The organism is Ralstonia mannitolilytica, from assembly GCF_000954135.1.
GTDB lineage: Bacteria > Pseudomonadota > Gammaproteobacteria > Burkholderiales > Burkholderiaceae > Ralstonia > Ralstonia mannitolilytica.
The window spans coordinates 2,551,749-2,572,444 of record NZ_CP010799.1; the positions used below are offsets into that span (position 1 = coordinate 2,551,749).

At 65.5% G+C, this 20,696-nt stretch carries 16 protein-coding genes; 10 read left to right on the plus strand and 6 right to left on the minus strand.

The genetic code is table 11. From position 1 onward, the window contains the following. Positions 1-51 precede the first annotated feature (51 nt). Both TK49_RS12085 and TK49_RS12090 read right to left on the minus strand, forming a co-directional pair. The gene (locus tag TK49_RS12085) at positions 52-3,171 is read right to left on the minus strand and encodes an efflux RND transporter permease subunit (protein ID WP_045786916.1); all 3,120 of its coding nucleotides are present in this window, start codon (positions 3,169-3,171) and stop codon (positions 52-54) included. A gap of 42 nt (positions 3,172-3,213) precedes the next feature. Beyond that, on the minus strand, positions 3,214-4,422 hold the full coding sequence (locus TK49_RS12090; protein WP_045786917.1) for an efflux RND transporter periplasmic adaptor subunit: 1,209 nt from the start codon (positions 4,420-4,422) through the stop codon (positions 3,214-3,216). 137 nt (positions 4,423-4,559) lie between these two features. Between TK49_RS12090 and hpnD the strand changes: the two genes are divergently transcribed. Beyond that, positions 4,560-5,432, plus strand: a complete 873-nt coding sequence (hpnD, locus tag TK49_RS12095) for a presqualene diphosphate synthase HpnD (protein ID WP_082076315.1) — start codon at positions 4,560-4,562, stop codon at positions 5,430-5,432. Here hpnD and TK49_RS12100 read toward each other — a convergent pair whose 3' ends face one another. Together TK49_RS12100 and TK49_RS12105 are read right to left on the minus strand one after the other, a co-directional pair. Then, positions 5,433-6,617 carry a DUF1501 domain-containing protein gene (locus TK49_RS12100; protein WP_045786919.1) on the minus strand — a complete coding sequence of 395 codons (1,185 nt, stop codon included), beginning with the start codon at positions 6,615-6,617 and terminating at the stop codon, positions 5,433-5,435. 25 nt (positions 6,618-6,642) lie between these two features. Next, complete coding sequence (locus tag TK49_RS12105; RefSeq protein ID WP_045786920.1) at positions 6,643-8,250, minus strand: DUF1800 domain-containing protein; 1,608 nt, start codon at positions 8,248-8,250, stop codon at positions 6,643-6,645. A gap of 74 nt (positions 8,251-8,324) precedes the next feature. Between TK49_RS12105 and TK49_RS24860 the strand changes: the two genes are divergently transcribed. The 5 genes from TK49_RS24860 to TK49_RS12130 all read left to right on the plus strand — a co-directional run bounded on the left by TK49_RS24860 (position 8,325) and on the right by TK49_RS12130 (position 12,512). Beyond that, the gene (locus TK49_RS24860; RefSeq protein WP_181817396.1) at positions 8,325-8,699 is read left to right on the plus strand and encodes a hypothetical protein; all 375 of its coding nucleotides are present in this window, start codon (positions 8,325-8,327) and stop codon (positions 8,697-8,699) included. A gap of 276 nt (positions 8,700-8,975) precedes the next feature. Then, positions 8,976-9,698 (plus strand): osmolarity response regulator transcription factor OmpR, encoded by a 723-nt coding sequence (gene ompR, locus TK49_RS12115; RefSeq protein WP_045786922.1) that lies wholly within the window; start codon positions 8,976-8,978, stop codon positions 9,696-9,698. A 33-nt stretch (positions 9,699-9,731) separates the two neighbouring features. Next, complete coding sequence (locus TK49_RS12120; protein WP_045786923.1) at positions 9,732-11,093, plus strand: ATP-binding protein; 1,362 nt, start codon at positions 9,732-9,734, stop codon at positions 11,091-11,093. A gap of 267 nt (positions 11,094-11,360) precedes the next feature. Further along, positions 11,361-11,909 (plus strand): peroxiredoxin, encoded by a 549-nt coding sequence (locus TK49_RS12125; RefSeq protein WP_045786924.1) that lies wholly within the window; start codon positions 11,361-11,363, stop codon positions 11,907-11,909. Between the two features lie 84 nt (positions 11,910-11,993). Then, the gene (locus TK49_RS12130) at positions 11,994-12,512 is read left to right on the plus strand and encodes a carboxymuconolactone decarboxylase family protein (RefSeq protein ID WP_045786925.1); all 519 of its coding nucleotides are present in this window, start codon (positions 11,994-11,996) and stop codon (positions 12,510-12,512) included. Positions 12,513-12,600: 88 nt separating this feature from the next. Here TK49_RS12130 and ispF read toward each other — a convergent pair whose 3' ends face one another. Both ispF and ispD read right to left on the minus strand, forming a co-directional pair. Next, positions 12,601-13,107: a 2-C-methyl-D-erythritol 2,4-cyclodiphosphate synthase gene (gene ispF / locus TK49_RS12135; protein WP_045786926.1), complete on the minus strand. Its 507-nt coding sequence runs from the start codon at positions 13,105-13,107 to the stop codon at positions 12,601-12,603. A 17-nt stretch (positions 13,108-13,124) separates the two neighbouring features. Beyond that, positions 13,125-13,865 (minus strand): 2-C-methyl-D-erythritol 4-phosphate cytidylyltransferase, encoded by a 741-nt coding sequence (gene ispD / locus TK49_RS12140; RefSeq protein WP_045786927.1) that lies wholly within the window; start codon positions 13,863-13,865, stop codon positions 13,125-13,127. A gap of 159 nt (positions 13,866-14,024) precedes the next feature. Here ispD and mfd point away from each other — a divergent pair, with 159 nt between their 5' ends. The 4 genes from mfd to TK49_RS12160 all read left to right on the plus strand — a co-directional run bounded on the left by mfd (position 14,025) and on the right by TK49_RS12160 (position 20,690). Beyond that, a complete protein-coding gene (mfd, locus tag TK49_RS12145) occupies positions 14,025-17,456 on the plus strand; it encodes a transcription-repair coupling factor (protein ID WP_045786928.1) in 3,432 nt (1,143 codons plus the stop codon). A gap of 39 nt (positions 17,457-17,495) precedes the next feature. Continuing rightward, positions 17,496-18,689, plus strand: coding sequence for an acetylornithine deacetylase (argE, locus tag TK49_RS12150; protein ID WP_045786929.1), 1,194 nt, complete (start codon positions 17,496-17,498; stop codon positions 18,687-18,689). Between the two features lie 67 nt (positions 18,690-18,756). Beyond that, positions 18,757-19,614 carry a phosphoserine phosphatase SerB gene (serB, locus tag TK49_RS12155; protein WP_045786930.1) on the plus strand — a complete coding sequence of 286 codons (858 nt, stop codon included), beginning with the start codon at positions 18,757-18,759 and terminating at the stop codon, positions 19,612-19,614. Between the two features lie 14 nt (positions 19,615-19,628). Further along, on the plus strand, positions 19,629-20,690 hold the full coding sequence (locus TK49_RS12160) for a PDDEXK nuclease domain-containing protein (RefSeq protein ID WP_045786931.1): 1,062 nt from the start codon (positions 19,629-19,631) through the stop codon (positions 20,688-20,690). The last annotated feature ends 6 nt before the right edge of the window (positions 20,691-20,696 follow it).

The window sequence follows — 20,696 nt, forward strand, 5'->3', positions numbered from 1 at the left end:
ATCCCCCGCCCGCACCGCGCGTGGCCGGGATTGCGCCTGCCCTCGCCGCCGTCAGGCAGTCGGCGCGGCGGCCCGGGCTTCGGGCCGCTTCACGCGGAACCAGGCCGCATACAGCGCGGGCAGGAACAGCAGCGTCAGCACCGTAGCGATGATCAGCCCGCCCATGATGGCCGCCGCCATCGGGCCCCAGAACACGCTGCGCGAGAGCGGAATCATCGCGAGCACCGCCGCAGCCGCCGTGAGGATGATGGGACGGAAGCGCCGCACTGCCGCTTCGACGATGGCGTTCCATGTGGGCACACCGGCGGCCACGTCCTGCTCGATCTGATCCACCAGGATGACCGAGTTGCGGATGATCATCCCGATCAGCGCGGTAATGCCGAGCTGCGCCACGAAGCCCATCGGCGCGCGCAGCAGCAGCAGCGTGGCGGCCGCGCCAATCAGGCCGAGCGGGCCCGTCAGGAACACCATCACAGAGCGCGAGAAGCTGTGGAGCTGGAGCATCAGCAGCAGGAAGATGATGAAGATGCACAGCGGCATCTGCGCGGCGATGGACGCGCCGGCGTTGGCACTCTCCTCTTCCGCGCCGGCGATCTTGATCTGGTAGTCCGGCGGCAGGTCTGCGCGGATCTTGTCGAGCAGCGGGTTGATCTGCGCTGTCACGGTCGGGCCCTGCACGCCATCGACCACATCCGACTGCACGGTGATGCCGTAATCGCGGTTCTCGCGCCAGATCACGCCCGGTTCCCATGCAAAACCCACGCGCGCCACCTGTGTAAGCGGCACCGCGCGGCCGCTGGCCGTGGGCACCTGCACGCGCTGCAACGCATCGAGCGTGTTGCGCTCGCTCGCCTCGGGGCGCATGACGATGTCGAGCAGCTTGTCGCCGTCACGGTACTGCGCGATGGGCGCGCCGGACAGCACCGTCTGCGTGACCTGCGAGATCGACCCCGTGGACACGCCAAGCGCACGGGCCTTGTCCTGGTCGATGTCCAGCCGCAGGACCTTGACGTTCTCGTTCCAGTTGTCGTTCACGCCCACGGTATTGGGGTTCGCCTGCATGATCGCCTTGACCTGGTCGGCAATCTTGCGCACGCCGCCAATGTCCGGGCCCATCACGCGGAACTGCACCGGATACGGCACCGGCGGCCCGTTGGGCAGCAGCTTCACGCGGCCGCGCAGATGCGGGAATTGCGACTTCAGCAAGCCGATGACGCGCTGGCGCACACCCTCGCGCGTCTCGAGCGATGTCGGCATGACGATGGCCTGCGCCACGTTCGTTTGCGGCAGGATCTGGTCGAGCGGCAGGTAGAAGCGCGGCGCGCCGGAGCCGATGAACAGCGTCACGCTGTCGACGTTCTGCTCCTTGCGCATCAGCGCCTCGAAGCGCTTCGCTTCGGTTTCGGTCTGGTTGAAGCTGGAGCCTTCCGGCAGCCAGAGCTCCACCATCAGCTCAGGCCGGCTCGAATCGGGGAAGAACTGCTTCTCCACGTACTTGAAGCCGAACACGCCCAGCCCGAACGCCACCAGCGTGACGACGATCACCGTCTTGCGGTACTCGACGCACCAGTTCACCCAGCCGCGGAATCGGTTGTAGAACGGCGTATCGAACAGTTCGTGATGGCCGCCGTCGCCCACGTGCGATTTCGTGCGCAACAGCAGGAAGCCGAGATACGGCACGAACACGACGGCCGCAAACCATGACAGCACCAGCGCCAGCGCCGTCACGGCGAAGATGCCGAATGTGTATTCGCCCACCGTCGAGCGTGCCAGCCCGACCGGCAGGAAGCCCGTGGCGGTGATCAGCGTGCCCGTGAGCATCGGCATGGCGGTGGACGTGTAGGCAAAGGTGGCGGCCTCCATCTTGGAGAAGCCCTCTTCCAGCTTGCGCACCATCATCTCGACCGCGATGATCGCGTCATCGACCAGCAGGCCCAGCGCGATGATCAGGGCGCCGAGCGAAATCTTGTGCAGGCCGATGTCGAAGATGTTCATGAACAGGAACGTCACCGCCAGCACCAGGGGAATCGTCAGCGCCACGACCAGGCCCGGCCAGATGTCGATGCGCAGCTTCGGCTTGGTGTGCAGGCCGAGCGAAAGAAAGCTCACCGCCAGCACGATCACCACCGCCTCGATCAGTACATGCACGAACTCGCCCACCGAGTTCTGCACCGATTTCGGCTGGTTCTGCACCTGCTCCATCTCGATGCCGACCGGCAGCTTCGCGCGGATCTTCTCGACCGTCGCACGCAAGTCCTTGCCGAGCTGGATGATGTCGCCGCCCTTGGTCATCGAGATGCCCAGGCCGATCACCTCCTTGCCGTTGAAGCGCATCTTGGCGTGCGGCGGATCGATGTAGCCGTGCTTCACGGTGGCGATGTCGCCCAGGCGGATGTTGGTCGTGCCGCCGGGGCCGCGCAGGCTCAGGTTTTCCAGGTCGCGGATGTCCGAAAACTGGCCGGAAAGGCGGATCTGCACGTTGTCGGTCGGCGTCACCAGCACGCCGCTGGGGCCGATGTTGTTCTGCTGCCCGATCTGCGTGGCAATGGTGTTGATGTCCAGCCCCATCTGCGCCAGCTTGGCCTGCTGGAACTCGATGTAGATCTTCTCGTCCTGATCGCCGAGCAGCTCCACCTTGGCGACGTTCGGCACGCGCAGCAACTGCTGGCGGATCGCATCGGCGTAGTCGTTGAGCTGCCGGTAGGTGAAGCCATCGGCCGACAGCGCGTAGATCGAGCCGTACACGTCGCCAAAGTCGTCGTTGAAGTACGGCCCGCGCACACCCTGCGGCAAGGTCGGCGCAATGTCGCCCACCTTCTTGCGCACCGTGTACCAGAGCTGCTGCGTTTCCTTGGCGGGCGACGTGTCGGCCAACTGGAACGTGACCAGCGTCTCGCCGGGCTTGGAGTAGCTGCGGATTTTCCACGCGTATGGCACTTCCTGCAGCGCCTTCTCAATCTTGTCGGTCACCTGGCGCGACATCTGCTCCGCCGTGGCGCCCGGCCAGAAGGCCTGCACCACCATTGCGCGGAACGTGAACGGCGGGTCTTCGTCCTGCCCCAGCTTCGAATACGCAAAGATGCCGCCGAGCAGCAGCGCCACCAACAGGAAGCGCGTGAGCGGCTGATGTTCAAGCGCCCAGCGTGACAGGTTGAAACGGGAATGTTCCATGCGCGCGGTGTGTGCGTGTGTTGGCGAGGGCCGGGGCGTCGATCAACGGCGCGGCGTGATGGCAGACTGCGCCGACGGTTGATCGGCCGGGGCCATCGGCATCACCTTCTGGCCGGCCTTGAGCAGGTGCACGCCGGCGGTGACGATGGTCTGGCCGGGCTGCAGTCCGCGGGTGACCAGCAGCACGTTGTCGCGCGGCGCACCGACCGTCACCGGCACCGGCTTGACCGTCTGCGATGCGGCGTCGTACAGCCACACCACGTTCTTGCCCTGCTCCTGCAGCAGCGCGGTGATCGGCACGCGCACGCCCATGCCGCCGCTGTCGGCACCGCCGCCGGGGCGTACAAACGTGGCAACCGCGGTCATACCGAGTTTCAGTTCGGGTGGCGGATTCGGAATCGAAATCTTCACGGTGTACGTGCGCGTGAGCGGGTCCGCCGCGGGCGCAATCTCGCGCACCTTGGCCGGAATGCTGCGCGACTGGTCGGCCCAAAGCCTGACGCTCACCTCGGGCGACTTGCGCAGCGTGTCGACCTGGTCTTCCGGGATGCCGACCACCACTTCCTTCTCGGCCGTCTGGGCCACGCGCACCACGGGCTGGCCGGCGGACACCACCTGCCCGACTTCCGCGTCCACGCCAGTCACCACGCCATCGGCGTCGGCTTCGAGCGTGGCATACGCGGCCTGGTTGGACTGGTTGCGATAACCCGCCGCGGCCTGCTCATAGCGTGCCTGCGCGGCGTCGTAATTGGCTTGATGGCGTTGCTGCTCGGCCGCGCTGATGAAGCCCTTGGCAAACAGTTCGGAGAAACGTTTGAGGTCAGCCGCGGCGAGGTCGCGGTCGGTCTTGGCGGCCGACAGTTGCGCCTGGGCCGACTGCTGCGCGAGCGCCAGATCGGTCGGATCGAGCCGGGCGAGCACCTGGCCTTTCTTGACGGTCGCACCCACATCCACGAGCCGCGCGACGATCTTGCCCGGCACGCGGAAACCGAGGCGCGATTCAATGCGCGGGCGCACGTCGCCGGAAAACTCCGCGGTGCCGGCGCCGTGTTCACTGGTGACGGTCATGGTGCGCACCGGACGCACCTCGGGAGCCTTGGGCTGTTCCTTGCTGCAGCCGGCAAGCAGTGCCGCCGCCGCGAGCAACGCCGTGGTGGCGGCCACGAGGGGGATGCGTCCGCGCGACACCGAAGGCGTGTCGGAGGAACCGGTGAAGTCCGAATGCAGGTACGACGGGTACATCGCAGGCATGACACGCTCTCAGTAAATAACTGACCGGTCAGTAATATACCCACGGCAATGCGCAGGGTCAACGACGCGGCGTTGTCTGATTGACTTTTCTCGCAAGGCTCAGGCGGGCGGCATGCTGCACTGCAGCGCCATGTAGAATGAGCGCCCTGGTCCAACCCACTGTAACGGCTTCTTCCGTGACCCCCGACGAATACTGCGCCGACAAGGCCGCCCCGCCCGGCAGCGACGTGTACTACAGCGTATTGTTTCTGTCGCCCGAGCGCCGCCGCGCAACCGTCGCGCTCGAAGCCGTGCGCCGCGAGCTGGAAGACGCCGTGCGCGATGCCAGCGATCCGTCGGTCGTGCAGACCAAGCTCCAGTGGTGGCGGCAGGAACTGGCGCGGCTGTTCGAGGGCCGCCCCGAGCACCCCGCCACGAAGGCGCTGCAGCCGTTCCTGAACACGTACGACATCGGCGCCGTGCACCTGGGCGAACTGCTGGCCGGCGTGGAAGCCGACGCCATGCAGAACCGCTATCTCGACTGGCCCAACCTGCGCCGCCATGGCGATCAGGTGGCAGGCGTGGCGGGCCGGCTGGCCGCGCGCATTGCAGGGCATACCCATGCGCGCACGCTGGAATTTGCGCGGCAGATGTCGCTGGCCGAGCAGCTCGTCCATTTCATCCGCAACCTCGGTGAAGATGTCCGGCACAACCGCATCTATATCCCCGTGGATGAATTGCAGCGTTTCAACGTGCCGGCCGCCGACCTGTTCAACCGCCGCTATGCAGAAGGCTTCAAGCCGCTGATGGCGTCCCAGGCCGAGCGCGCGCGTGCCACGTACAACGAAGCGCTCGCGGCGCTGCCAACCGAAGACCGCCGTGCGCAGCGCCCCGCGCTGATTCGCGGCGTGCTGGCCATGCGCTTGCTTGATGAAGTGGAGGCCGACGGCTTCCAGGTGCTCACGCAGCGGACCGACCTCACGCCGCTGCGCAAGCTGTGGCTTGCCTGGAAGACGCAGATCCGCGGCTGATCAGGCCTTGATCAGGTCGAGAGGCGCAAACCGGCCGGCCAGCACCGGCTGGGAATCCATGCCCCACCAGCGCTCCAACACCGTCGCGTAGAGCGAGCGGAAATCCACCGACGGATCGAGGTTGCCGCTGCCATCCAGCCGCTCCAGCACGGGCCCCTGGCCTGCCAGCCCGCCCTTCACGCGCCCGCCCGCCACGAAGTGCGCCGCGGCCGTGCCGTGGTCCGTCCCGCCGTTGAGGTTTTCGCGCGGACGTCGGCCGAACTCCGAGTACGTGACGACCAGCGTGTCGTTCCAGCGGCCCAGTTCGGTCAGGGCGCTCTTGAGCGAAGCGATGCCTTCGGCCAGTTGCCGCAGCAGATTCGCCTGCGTGCCTTGCTGGTTGGTGTGCGTATCGAAGCTGCCCAGCGACAGGCACACCACCGCAACGTCGGCACCGCCGTGACCAGGTGCGGCGACCACCTGCATCGCCGCCTTGATCGAATTGCCAAAGCCGCCGTCGGGAAAGCGCGTCTGGAACGCGTACTTGCCCGACTTCGGACGCAGGCCGTCGGCCGCCTTGACGATATCCGCCTCGACCTTCAGTACGTGCGCGAGCGTGGCGTTTCCGCGTGCGTTGGAGGGCATTGCCAGTTTGGCTTCGTTGAGAAAGGCGTCCGGACTGGCCAGCGCCACGGCGCGTGCGCCGCCATCCAGCGGGCCGAGGTCTGCGCTGCCGATGATCACGCCATCGGCGCCGAACGATGCGGGCACCGGTTTGACGGCGAAGGCGCGCGTAAGCCAGCCCTCGCGCAGATATTGGTCGGAGCGCGAGGCCGTGTCCCAGATCTCGATGGAGCGGAAATGCGAGAGATTCGGCTGCGGATACGACAACCCCTGCACCACACTGAGCTCACCCGCCTGCCACAGCGGCATCATGGCCTGCAGCGACGGATGCAGGCCGTAGCGGTCATCGAGCTGCAGCACCTGTTCGCGCTTGATGGCAATGCGCGGGCGCAGCGCATAGTACTGCGCGCTTGTGTACGGCACCACGGTGTTCAGCCCGTCGTTGCCGCCCTTGAGTTCGATGAGAATGAGCAGGTTGCCATAGCCTTTGCGACGATCTTCGCCCTGCGCGAAGACGATCCCGGGTGCAGTGCCACCAAGGCCGAGCATGGCGCCTGCTTTGAGAAAATCGCGACGTTTCATGATGTGTGCTCCTGCAGCGATGGCGCTACTTCAACTGGTAAGCCGGGTCCATCAGCAGCGTGCGCAGATACGCCGTGCCTGCCAGCTTGACGGGAATCGGCGCCGTCGGCTCGATCGGCAACACGGCCCGCTGAATGGAGATACGCGAGGTGAGCGGCGGCGGGTCGTCCGCATTCGCGCCGAACTGCGCAAGCCACGTGGCCGCGTTGAACGACACCATCGTCTGCGATTGCGCGAGCTTGAAGCGGCCTTCCTGCCCCATGCCCTTGAGGGCCTGGCCCAGGCCCTGCACCGCGCCGCCCTGGTTCAGCGCTTCACGCATGGAGGCCATCACCACGGCGGGCTTCTGTGCCTGCGCGGGCGCCTTCATCTCCGTCGAGCGGAAGAGCTGATCGAGAAACTGCTTGCGCCCCAGCAGCGTGTTGGAGTTGATCCACGCATCGCCGCCGGGCCAACCCTTGACGTTGGGCGGCGCCAGCAGATTCTGCCCAAGCTGCGCGGCCTTGATCGCAAACGGCGTCGGGTCGGAATACTGCACGTTGAATGCCTTGAGCGTGCCGACGATCATCTCGACCGGCGACTTCACCAGCGTCGCGCGCGACTGCGGCGCCCAGAACGCCGGGGTCATCAACAACTCGCGCAACGCGACCTTGATGTCGTAGCCGCTGGCGCGGAACGCATCGGCCACACGCTGCACCTGCGCCGCATCCGGATCGGGCGAAACGAACTCGCGCCACAGCTTGGTGACGATAAACGTCGCTGTCTCGGGGCGAGACAGCAGGATGTCCAGCATCTGGTCGCCGTCGTAGTCGCCGCTCTGGCCGAACACCGTCTTCACGCCGGTGTCGTGGATCTGCGGCCGCCAGACATACGCAAAGTCGTGGTCGCGGTCGACGCTCCAGCCGGTATAGGCACGGGCAGCTTCCTTGATGTCCTGTTCGCTGTAATGGCCTTCACCCAGCGTGAAGAGCTCCATCACCTCGCGCGCGAAGTTCTCGTTGGGCTTGCCTTTGCGGCTCTGCGCGCCATCCAGGTAGATCAGCATCGCCGGGTCCTTGGCGACGGCATGGAGCATGGCGCCGAAGTTGCCGACCGCGTTCTGCCGCAGCAGCACGTTCTGTCGATACATCAACTGCGCAAACGGGACCTTCTGCGAGCTCGACACGAAATGGTTGTGCCAGAACAGCGTCATGCGCTCGGTCAGCGGTGACGGCGTCTGGATCATTTCGCCGAGCCACCATGCGCGCAGCTCGAGTTCGTGCGCCGCGTTGGTGCGTCTCGCAGCCTTGCGGGCGTCTTCGTCGGCGAGCTTGTCATAGGGAAGGATCGGCTCGTTCACCCACGCAGGCGGCGGCTGCGTGGCAACAGTGCCCGTCTGGGCGAGCACGCGATCGACGGCTTCGCGGTGCGTGAGCCCTGCGTAGGCGTCAAGCTCGCTTTCGGAAGGCGCAAAGCCGATGCGGGTCAGGAAGTAGCGCGCCTCGTCGCGATCGAGGCGCTGCTCCTCGGCGACGGCCGCCTTGACGTGCGTGGAATGCCGTTGCGGCTTGCCCTGCGCCGCCGCTTGCGTGGCCGGCAGGCAAAGAACGCTGGCGGCCAGCGCCACCCATAGTGCTGTGGTACGGATACGCATGTTGGTCCCCCGAATCGGCCCCATTGCCCTATTCTCTCGACGCCACGCAATTGCGTTGCGGCCGGGGCAGCGACTTGCGCGCCGTTTCCCGCGCCGACCTACCCGCCGCGATGGTAAAGATCGCGCGTGACGTCGTAGATGTTCTGACGCAATTGCTTGCGTTCCTCGGGAGACAGCTTGCGCTGCGGACCTGGTCGATCGGCGTTCTCGCCACGGCGGTTTTCCATGGCGGCGGCACGTCGGCTGCGCTCTTCGCTGCCTCGGCCGTGCGCCTGCCCCTGCCCGCCCCTTTTCTCCGGTCCACCGGCCTGCATGGCATGTCCGCCGCCGAAAAAGCCGCCGAAGCCGCCAAAACCGCCGCGGTCGCCACGCGCGTGCGCCGGCAAGCCAGCCATGCACAGGCCGGCCGCACAAGCCAGCAGCACCAGATGCCGCCGAAATATTCCTGACCGAGTCGAAAAAGGGGATTGAGAAGCCACGTCCTTGTTGCTGGAAACCGATGCGCCATGCATCATTGCGCGACAATCGATAACAGGCAACCGCATTGCACGCCAGTCCCCTCCGCGGGGGTCGACAGACCCCAAACTGCTGCGAGGAACTGCCAAGGCAGTGTAGCCGCGCGTCCTGCGCCCTGTTCACGTGGGCCGGTAAATAATGTAACCGTCTGTTTCAATTGGGCTTTCACAGCGCCTCGGGCCCATGTTTTTGTCGTTACCATTAGCGCCATGGAAAATTCCAGTCATAAGATTCTCGTCGTGGACGACGACCCCCGCCTGCGTGACCTGCTGCGCCGCTACCTGGGGGAACAGGGCTTCACCGTGCTGGTGGCGGAAAACGCCACGGCCATGAACAAACTCTGGCTGCGCGAGCGCTTCGACCTGCTGGTGCTCGACCTGATGATGCCGGGCGAAGACGGCCTGTCGATCTGCCGCCGTTTGCGCGGTGCGAATGATCAGACGCCCATCATCATGCTCACCGCCAAGGGTGAAGACGTCGATCGCATCGTCGGCCTCGAAATGGGCGCCGACGACTACCTGCCCAAGCCGTTCAATCCGCGCGAACTGATCGCGCGCATCCACGCCGTGCTGCGCCGCCGCGGCCCGGCCGAGATTCCCGGCGCGCCATCCGAAACGCCCGAGACCTTCGCATTTGGCGACTTTGTGCTGAACCTGGCAACGCGCACGCTCAAGAAGAACGACGAAGAGATCACGCTCACAACGGGCGAATTCTCCGTCCTGAAGGTGTTTGCACGCCATCCGCGCCAACCCCTATCGCGCGAGAAGCTCATGGAAATGGCGCGCGGCCGTGAATACGAAGTCTTCGACCGCAGCCTCGACGTGCAGATCTCGCGCCTGCGCAAGCTGATCGAACCGGATCCGAGCAACCCGCGCTTCATCCAGACGGTCTGGGGCCTGGGCTACGTGTTCATCCCCGACGGCGCCAAGTAAGACCGGCCTTCAACCCTTCATCCCCGCACCGACTTGCGCATCCCGCGTCCGGCCGCGTTGCGGCGTCTATTGATCAGTGTGTTCGGCTCGCTGTTCTGGCGGACCTTCATGCTGATCGCCCTGCTCATCGCGATCTCGCTGGGCGTGTGGTTCCAGAGCTTCCGCATTTTCGAGCGCGAGCCGCGCGCGCAGCAGATCGCCATGCAGGTGGTGAGCGTGGTCAAGCTCACGCGCGCGGCGCTGCTGTATTCCGACCCCACGCGCCGGCGCTTCCTGCTGCTCGACCTCGTACAGAACGAAGGCATCAAGGTCTACCCGCGTGAGCGCGAAGACGAATACCGCGAGCCGCATACCAACCCGTACCTCACGCAACTTGTGCAGCACGAGATCCGTAACCGGCTCGGCGCCGAGACGGTGATCGCCACGGCGGTCAACGACATCCCGGGCGTGTGGGTGAGCTTCCAGATCGAGGGCGACGATTACTGGGTCGCCATCAGCCCCGACCGCTTCGAGCGCGTGCCCGGCGTGCAATGGCTGTGGTGGTCGACGGCGGCGCTGGTGCTGTCGGTGCTGGGTGCGGCCTTCATTACGTCACGCGTGAACCAGCCGCTCAAGCGCCTGGCCGACACGGCGCGCGCCATCAGCGCCGGCGATGATCCAAAGCCGCTGCCCGAAGGCGGCGGCACCGAGGTGGCGCAGGCCAATCACAGCTTCAACCAGATGGTGCGTGACCTCAAGCAGTTGGAGGCAGACCGCGCCGTCATGCTGGCCGGCATTTCGCACGACCTGCGCACACCGCTCACGCGCCTGCGGCTGGAAACCGAGATGAGCCCGGTCGACGACCAGACACGCGAGCTTATGGTGGCCGACATCGAACAGATGGACGCCATCATCGGGCAGTTTCTCGACTACGCGCGCCCCAGCGGTGAAATGCTCGAAGCCGTGGACCTGACCGAGCTCGTGCGCGACACGGCGCCCGTCTATTCCGCGCACGACGACATCGACCTCACCCTCAAGCTGGCGCCCGAAGCCATCGCCCGCTGTAACCGGATGGAGACGCAGCGCATTCTCGACAACCTGATCGAAAATGCGCGCCGCTACGGCAAAACGCCCGGCACCGGCCGCGCGGAGATCACCGTCAGCACCGTGCTCCGGGGCAACGAAGTTGTGTTGTGCGTGGCCGATCGCGGTGCGGGCGTGCCGCCGGACCAGCTTGCCTTGCTCACTCGCCCGTTCTACCGGCTGGAATCTGCCCGCAGCGAAGCCAAGGGCGCCGGCCTGGGCATGTCGATCGTCAATCGCATCCTGCAGCGCAGCGGCGGTCGTCTGACCCTCGAGAACCGCACGCCGCCCGAGACCGGCCTCATCGTCTGCGCCTGCTACGCACGCGTCTGACGCCCTGGGCGCCGGGCACATCCCCTGCTTCCCCTGCCTGACATGTGCGGCCGCCCAGGCCGTACTGGCTGCGCTATGCGCGGCTTTGAGATTATCAATTGGCCGCCTGCCTGTTCATCGCCAATAATGCAGCCGCCAGGCTGCGCGGCCTTGCCGGTCCATGCCGCAAGCTTCGCCTGCGCTCGCCCGCCCCCCCCGTTTGCCGCCCGGGTGTGAGCTCGTGCTTGCAAGCCCCTTTCCATTGCCGCACCCCTCCAGGAGAAGCCCATGAAGACCATTGGTGACAAGCTCGAACCGTTCAAGGTCGTCGGCGTCAAGCCGGGATTCAACAACCACGAGGAAAACGGCGAGTCGGCATTCGAAGGCATCACCGAGACCTCGTTCCCGGGCAAGTGGAAGGTCATCTTCTTCTATCCGAAAGACTTCACGTTCGTATGTCCGACCGAGATCGTGGCCTTTGCCAAGCTCAATCAGGACTTTGCCGACCGCGACACCATCGTGATGGGCGGCTCGACGGACAACGAATTCGTCAAACTCGCGTGGCGCCGCGAGCACAAGGATCTCAATAAGCTGAACCAGTGGTCGTTTGCCGACACGACCGGCGCGCTGATCGACCAGCTCGGCGTGCGCGAGCATGAAGCGGGCGTCGCATTGCGCGCGACGTTCATCGTCGACCCGGACAACGTGATCCAGCACGTTTCGGTCAACAACCTGAACGTGGGCCGCAACCCGGATGAGGTGCTGCGCATTCTCGACGGCCTGCAAACCGACGAGCTCTGCCCGTGCAACCGTGCCGTTGGCGGTGCCACGCTGTAACGGCCACGCGGCGCTGATCCGGTTCGAAGCCCGCCCTTGGGCGGGCTTTCTTTCTGGCTCCGCCGCGGCAGAAAGGAGATCCCCATGGAATTTCTGCAGACCATCAAGGGCCTGATTCCCGACTACGCGAAAGACATCCGGCTCAATCTCGACGGTACGATCGCGCGTTCCTCGCTGGAGGGCCCCGACGCGGTGGGCGTGGCATTGGCAGCGGCGTTTGCAGCCAGGAGCAAGGTGCTGGTGGACGTCATCCGCAACGCCGGCGTGCTGTCTCCGCAAGAGACCACGGGCGTGCTGACCGCGGCCGCGCTCATGGGCATGAACAACACGTGGTATCCGTTCGTTGAGATGGCCGACGACGCCGACCTGAAGACGCAGCGCGCGGAGCTGCGCATGAATGCCTATGCCAGCCACGGCGGCATCGACAAGCGCCGCTTCGAGATGTATGCCCTGGCAGCGTCCATCGTCGGCAAGTGCCACTTCTGTGTCAGCTCACACTACAAGCTGCTCAAGGAGATCGGCATGACCACGCAGCAGTTGCGCGATGTGGGCCGCATTGCCTCGGTCGTCAACGCCGCGGCGGTCGTGATCGCCGCCGAATAGCGGCATGGCGCAGCGGGCGTGCAAATGACAACGGCAGCGCCGAGCGATCCGGGCTGCCGTCGGGCATGGCGTGCGGCGAGGCGCAAGCTCAGTCCTGCTCGGCGGCTTCCGCGCGATAGATGAGCACGACGGCCTGCGCGACGACGCCTTCCTCCTTGCCTTCAAAGCCGAGCTGTTCGTTCGTCTTTGCCTTGACGTTGCAGCGCTCGCGGGCGATGCCAAGGTCTTCGGCCAGGTTGGCGATCATGCCGGGCACGTGCGGAGCGAGCTTGGGCCTCTGCGCGATCACCGTCGCATCGACATTGCCGACGGCGTAGCCAGCGTGGCGCACGCGGCGCACGGCTTCACGAAGCAATACGCGGCTGTCGGCGCCGGCAAAGGCAGGATCGGTATCGGGAAAATGCCGGCCAATGTCACCGAGGCCGGCCGCGCCGAACAGCGCATCGGTAATCGCGTGCAGCAGCGCGTCGGCGTCGGAGTGGCCGAGCAGGCCGCGCGTGTGCGGAATCTCCACGCCGCCGAGGATCAGCTTGCGGCCCTCCACGAGCGCATGCACGTCGTAGCCCTGACCGATGCGGATGTCCATCCAGTTCATGCGTGTGGTCCTTTCTCTCAGTCGTGGCTGGCGTGCGCCAGGATGGCCTCGGCCAGCGCGAAATCGTCGGGATACGTCACCTTGAAGTTGCGCAGCGCGCCCGCCACCAGCAGCGGTTTGTGCCCGCAGGCTTCCATGGCGCTCGCCTCGTCGGTGACGATGCGGTGCTGCGCCAGCGCGTCACGCAAGGCGCGTTCCAGCAGGCCCAGCGGAAACATCTGCGGTGTCTGCGCCTGCCAGAGGCCCTCGCGCTGGATCGTGGCGTCGATATGCTGGGTGCCGTCGGCGCGCTTGAGCGTGTCGGCCACCGGCAGCGCGAGAATGCCGCCCGCCGCGTGCGCGCCCTCCGCCTCAACGGCCGCGATCAGACGCGCAACCAGCGCCGGCGTCAGGCCGGGGCGCGCGGCGTCGTGCACCAGCACCCAGTCGCCATCTTCTGCACCGAGACTTCGCAACGCCGCCAGGCCATGCATGACGGACGCGTGGCGCGAATCGCCGCCGCAATCGACCTCCACCAGTCCGGGCACGTCGAAACCGCAGCCGGGAAACCGCTGCACGAGCGGCTCTGTGCCGGGTGTGGTAACGATCAGCACCGTATCGATTTCAGCGCTCGCCAGGAACGCCTGCGCGGTATGCCACAGCATCGGCCGCCCGGCGACCGATTGATACTGCTTTGGCAGATCGCCCCCGGCACGCGAGCCGGTACCCGCAGACGGAATCAGCGCAAAACGGCGTCGGCCAGGGCGGGAAGTCGTCATGAAGGGCGGAAGAATGGGACGTGGGCGCAGGATTTGCGTCGGTTTGGGCCCGTGCAAGCGCGCGGCTGGCGCGGATTTTATAATAGCGGTCAGCGTCACGACACCCCGCCTGCACATGCCGGCGGGGTGTCGTGCTTTGTCCTCCGATCTTGACGTCCCATGTCCGATTTCTCGCTTTCTGCCCTGCCCGTCGTCAAACCAGGCCAGCGCTTCCTCTTCAGCGGCCTGCAGGGCGCGGCGGACGCCCTGCTCCTGGCGCGCTATCTCGAACAGCATCGCGCTGCCGTGCCGATGCTGGCGGTGATCTGCGCCAATGCCGTCGATGCGCAGCGCCTGGCGGAAGAACTGCGCTGGTTTGCTCCGCAGGCCCGTGTGAAGCTGCTGCCGGACTGGGAGACGCTGCCGTACGACAATTTCTCGCCGCACCAGGACTTGATCTCCGAACGGCTGGCCACGCTGCACGATCTGCAGAATGGCGCGTGCGACATCCTGCTGGTGCCGGCATCGACGGCATTGCAGCGCATCGCTCCGCCGTCCTTTCTGGCGGCCTACACGTTCTTCTTCAAGAAGGGCGAAAAGCTGGACGAGGCGGCACTCAAGGCGCAGTTCACGCTGGCCGGCTACGAACACGTCAGCGCCGTCATGCGCCCCGGCGAATACTCGGTGCGCGGCGGCCTGATCGACCTGTTCCCGATGGGCTCGCCGCTGCCGTACCGGCTGGACCTGTTTGGCGACGAGATCGAGACCATCCGCGCGTTCGACCCCGACACGCAGCGCAGCCTCTACCCCGTGAACGAAGTGCGCCTGCTGCCCGGCCGTGAATTCCCGATGGACGAAGCGTCGCGCACGGCCTTCCGCGGCCGCTGGCGCGAGGTGTTCGAGGGCGACCCGACGCGCTCGCCGATCTACAAAGACATCGGCAACGGCGTGCCTTCGGCCGGCATCGAATACTACCTGCCGCTGTTCTTTGAAGAGACCGCCACGCTCTTCGACTATCTGCCGGGCGCCACGCACCTGGCCTTCGTGGGCGACATCGAAGGTGCGGTGCGCCGCTTCTGGGCCGACACCACGCAGCGCTACAACTTCATGCGCCACGACCGCGAGCGGCCCTTGCTGCAGCCTTCGGCGCTGTACCTCGACGAAGAATCGTTCTTCGTGGCCGCCAAGCCGCATGCCCGTCTCGTGCTGCGCACCGAGCCCGGCGACGCGCCGCTGTCGCTGCCGCTGCCCAACGTGGCCGTCAACCGGCGTGCGGAAGATCCGCTCGTCAACCTCGAATCCTTCCTGATGCGCGGCAACTGCCGCGTGATGATCTGCGCCGAATCCGCCGGCCGCCGCGAGACGCTCGCGCAGATGCTCGCGGCCAGCGGCCTGCATCCGGAAGGCGTGGCCGATTTCGCCGACCTGCTCGCCGGCGACGCGAAGTTCGTCCTCGGCGTGGCGCCGCTTTACCAGGGGTTCATCCTCGGCGACGAGCGCATCGCCTTCATCACCGAAACCGAGCTGTACGCGCAAACCACGCGTCGCGCCGGCCGTCGCAAGCAGGAACAGGCCACCGCCGTCGATTCGATGGTGCGCGACCTGGCCGAACTGAAGATCGGCGACCCGGTGGTGCACAGCGAGCACGGCATCGGGCGCTACCAGGGCCTGGTGTCGGTGGACACGGGCAACGGCGAGGAGGAATTCCTCCACCTCGATTACGACAAGGGCAGCAAGCTGTACGTGCCGGTGCACCAGCTGCACGTGATCTCGCGCTACTCGGGCGCCGATCCGGAAACGGCGCCGCTGCACTCGCTGGGCTCGGGCCAGTGGGAAAAGGCCAAGCGCAAGGCGGCGCAGCAGATCCGCGACACGGCGGCCGAACTGCTGAACCTGTACGCACGCCGTGCAATGCGCCAGGGCTTTGCCTTCCCGCTTGCGCCGGAGGACTACGTCAAGTTTGCCGAGAGCTTCGGCTTTGAAGAAACGCCCGACCAGGCCGCCGCCATCGCTGCGGTGATCGGCGACATGACGTCTGGCAAGCCGATGGACCGACTCGTCTGCGGCGACGTCGGCTTCGGCAAGACGGAAGTCGCGCTGCGTGCCGCGTTTGTTGCGGTGATGGGCGGCAAGCAGGTGGCCATCCTCGCGCCGACCACGCTGCTGGCCGAACAGCATTACCAGACGCTCGTCGACCGCTTTGCCGACTGGCCGGTGCGCATTGCCGAGATTTCGCGTTTCAAGAACAAGAAAGAGATCGACGCCGCGATCGAAGCCATCAACGCCGGCACGATCGACATCGTGATCGGCACGCACAAGCTGCTCTCGCCTGACGTGAAGTTCAACCGCCTGGGGCTCGTCATCATCGACGAGGAACACCGCTTTGGCGTGCGTCAGAAAGAGGCGCTCAAGACGCTGCGCGCCGAGGTGGACGTGCTCACGCTCACCGCCACGCCGATCCCGCGTACGCTGGGCATGGCGCTCGAAGGCCTGCGCGATTTTTCGGTGATTGCGACCGCGCCGCAAAAGCGCCTGGCCATCAAGACGTTCCTGCGCCGCGAGGAAGACGGCGTGCTGCGCGAGGCCATCCTGCGCGAGTTGAAACGCGGCGGCCAGGTCTACTTCCTGCACAACGAGGTCGAGACCATCGAGAACAAGCGCGCCAAGCTGGAGGAACTGATTCCGGAAGCACGCGTGGCGGTCGCCCACGGCCAGATGCACGAGCGCGAACTCGAGCGCGTGATGCGCGATTTCGTGGCCCAGCGCGCCAACATCCTGCTGTGCACGACGATCATCGAAACCGGCATCGACGTGCCCACGGCCAACACGATCCTGATCCACCGCGCGGACAAGTTCGGCCTGGCGCAGCTGCACCAGCTGCGCGGCCGTGTCGGTCGCTCGCACCACCAGGCGTATGCGTACCTGCTGGTGCACGATGTGGACGGGCTGACCAAGCAGGCACAGCGCCGCCTGGAGGCAATCCAGCAGATGGAGGAGCTTGGCTCAGGCTTCTACCTGGCGATGCACGACCTGGAAATCCGCGGCGCCGGCGAGGTGCTCGGCGACAAGCAGTCTGGCGAGATCTCCGAGATCGGCTTCCAGCTTTACACGGACATGCTGAACCAGGCGGTGAAGTCGCTCAAGGCGGGCAAGGAGCCCGATCTGATGGCGCCACTGGCCGCCACCACCGAAATCAACCTCGGCACGCCTGCCCTGCTGCCCCAGGACTATTGCGGCGACGTACAGGAGCGCCTGTCGCTGTACAAGCGCCTGGCCAACTGCGAGAGCAGCGAGGCCATCGACAACATCCAGGAAGAGCTGATCGACCGCTTCGGCAAGCTGCCGCCGCAGGCGCAGTCGCTCATCGAGACGCATCGTCTGCGCATTGCCGCGCAGCCGCTGGGCATCCGCAAGATCGACACCGGCACGAACGCCGTCACGCTGCAGTTCGTGCCGAACCCGCCCATCGACGCCATCAAGATCATCGATCTCGTGCAGAAGAACCGGCAGATCAAGCTGGCCGGGCAGGACCGCCTGCGTATCGAGAACATCCCGGCCGAGACCGCTGCGCTCGCGCAGACCATTCGCCATGCCATGCGGCAATTGATGTGATCCGCTAGGATGCAGCGACGCGAACAAGGAAAAACCAACATGAGCACCGCCGTGACCGCCCTCTCCACACTCGACTGGACCACCAAGCTCGTCAGCTTCGACACCACCAGCCGTGGCTCCAACCTTGCGCTCATCGAAACCGTGCGCGACTACCTGCGCGGCCTCGGCATCGATTCGCACCTCTCGCACAACGACGATCGCAACAAGGCCAATCTGTTCGCCACCATTCCGGCCGCCAACGGCAGCGTGCAAGGCGGCATCGTGCTGTCGGGCCATACCGATGTGGTGCCGGTGGATGGGCAGAAATGGGACAGCAACCCGTTCACCCCGGAAATCCGGGACGGCCGGCTTTACGGTCGCGGCACCTGCGACATGAAAGGCTTCATTGCGTCGTCGCTTGCGCTGGTGCCGCAACTGCTCGGTGCCAAGCTGCGCGAGCCCGTGCATCTTGCGCTCTCGTACGACGAAGAAGTCGGCTGCGTGGGCGCGCCGCGCATGATCGACGACCTGGTGGCGCGCGGCATCAAGCCCGCCGGCTGCATCGTCGGCGAGCCCACCAGCATGCGGCCCATCGTTGCGCACAAGGGCATCAACGCCTACCGCTGCCGGGTGCACGGCCGCGCCGCGCATTCGTCGCTCACGCCGCAGGGTGTGAACGCCATCGAATACGCGGCGCGCATCATCTGCTTCGTGCGCGACCTGGCCGATGAATTCCGCGCCAAGGGCCCGTTCGACGAGGCGTTCGACGTGCCGTTCACCACCGCCTCGACGGGCCTGATCCAGGGCGGCATCGCGCTCAACACGATTCCTGCCCTGTGCGAACTGGTCTTCGAGTTCCGCAACCTGCCGGGCGTGGATGCGCCGGCCATCCGGGCGCGCGTGGAGCGCTATGTGCGCGAGACGATCGAGCCAGCCATGCAGCGCGAACATCCGGACGCCCGCATCGAGCTCGAAGAGATTGCCGCCGCGCCGTCGCTCGACGCCTCGGAGCAGGCAGCGATCACGCAGCTCGTGCGCGTGCTGACCGAAGACAACGACAAGCGCAAGGTGGCCTACGGCACCGAAGCCGGCCTGTTCCAGCGCGCCGGCATTCCGGCCGTGCTGTGCGGCCCGGGCAACATCGAGCAGGCGCACAAGGCCAACGAATACGTCGAGCTCGCTCAGCTGGAGGCCTGCGACCGCTTTCTCGCCAAGGTTGCGCGCAGCCTGATGCTCGACGCCCCGTCGGCCTGATTACGCGGTTCCCCGCCGGGTGCGTTCGCTACAATAGCGGACTTTCCGGCGCCCTCTCCTCTCTCTCATGCCCGTCGTCCTGCAAAGCCTGTCGCCGCTGTCCACTGGCGACATTGAATCCGTCCGCAGCCTGTTCGGCACCGCTGCCTACGAAATGCGCGCGCCCAACGTCGCGGCGATCGATTGGGTGCACGAACTGCCCAGCGAGCTGCGCATCCAGCTCGACGCCATCTGCGCGAGCCTGAAGATGGACTACGCGTGGATTCCCGACGAATGGACGTTCGGCGACTTCCGCGTGCTTGCCATGGACATGGATTCGACGCTCATCACCATCGAGTGCATCGACGAGATTGCCGATTTCTGCGGGCTCAAGCCGCAGGTCGCCGCGATCACCGAAGCCTCCATGCGCGGCGAGATCAAGGATTTCAACGAGAGCCTGACGCGCCGGGTCGAACTGCTCAAGGGGCTGGATGCCAGCGTCCTGGAACGCGTCTACAACGAACGCCTGCAACTCTCGCCGGGCGCCGAAAAGATGCTCAAGGCGGTGCAGGCCATGGGCATCCGTACGTTGCTTGTATCCGGTGGCTTCGAGTTCTTCACCTCGCGCCTGCAGGAACGCCTGGGCCTTGACCGCGCGCGTGCCAATACGCTGGAGATCGTCGACGGCAAGCTGACCGGCCGCGTCCTCGGTGAAATCGTCAATGCAGACGTCAAGGCGCAGACGCTCAAGGCGTTCTGCAAGGAGCTCGGCGTGTCGCCGGATAACGCGATCGCCATGGGTGACGGCTCGAACGATCTGAAGATGATGGGGGTGGCCGGGCTCTCCGTGGCGTTCCGCGCCAAGCCAATCGTGCAGGCGCAGGCGGATGTGGCGTTCAATGTGGTCGGCCTCGACGGCCTGCTGAACCTGTTTCCGCACCAGTAGGTCGAGACCACGCCATGGCGGCCCCGCAATCCTCCCGCAAGAAACTCGCACCGGAGGTGCGAGACATGGTGGAGCCGCAGGATTACGCCGCGCTGCTGACGGAGGTCAAGGCGCGCATCCAGGCCGCGCAGTACGCCGCCCTGCGGGCCGTTAACAAGGAGCTGGTGGGCCTGTACTGGGACATCGGACAGCTGATCGTAGCCCGGCAGCAAGCCGAGGGCTGGGGGAAGGCCGTGGTGCAGCAGTTGGCCGCCGACCTGCAGGCAAGCTTCCCTGGCACGGGCGGGTTCTCGGCGTCCAACCTGTGGCGCATGAAGGGCTTCTTCGAGACCTACAGCGGCGCGCCGAAACTCGCACCACTGGTGCGAGAAATCGGCTGGAGCCACAACGTGCTCATTCTCGAGCGCTGCAAGGACATCCAGCAGCGCGAGTTCTATCTGCGCATGACGCGCAAGTTCGGCTGGTCGAAGAATGTTCTGGCGCACCAGATCGACAACCAGAGCTACGAAAAATCGCTGCTCGGCCAAACCAATTTCGACAAGGCACTCACCCCTGCCCTGCGCGCGCAGGCCAAGCTGGCGGTCAAGGACGAATACGCCTTCGACTTTCTGGAACTAGGCGAACAGCACAGCGAACGCGAACTCGAGCGCGCACTGATCGAACGCATCGAAGATTTCCTGCGCGCAATGGGCGGCATGTTTGCCTTCATGGGCAGCCAGTACCGGCTTGAAGTCGAGGGCGACGAGTATTTCATCGACCTGCTGCTGTTCCACCGGCGCCTGCGCTCACTCGTGGCCATAGAACTGAAGATCGGCAAATTCGAGCCCGAATTCGTCGGCAAGATGCAGTTTTATCTTGCTGCGCTCGACGAACAGGTCCGTCAGGAGGATGAGAATCCGTCGATCGGCATCATCCTGTGCAAGGAAAAGAAGCGCACGATCGTCGAATACGCCTTGCGCGATGCGAGAAAGCCCATCGGCGTGGCGACCTACGCAATCACCAAGACACTGCCGAAGGAACTGCAGGGCCAGTTGCCCTCGCCGGAAGTCATCGCGCGCCTGCTGGAAACGCTATAGCCGCCA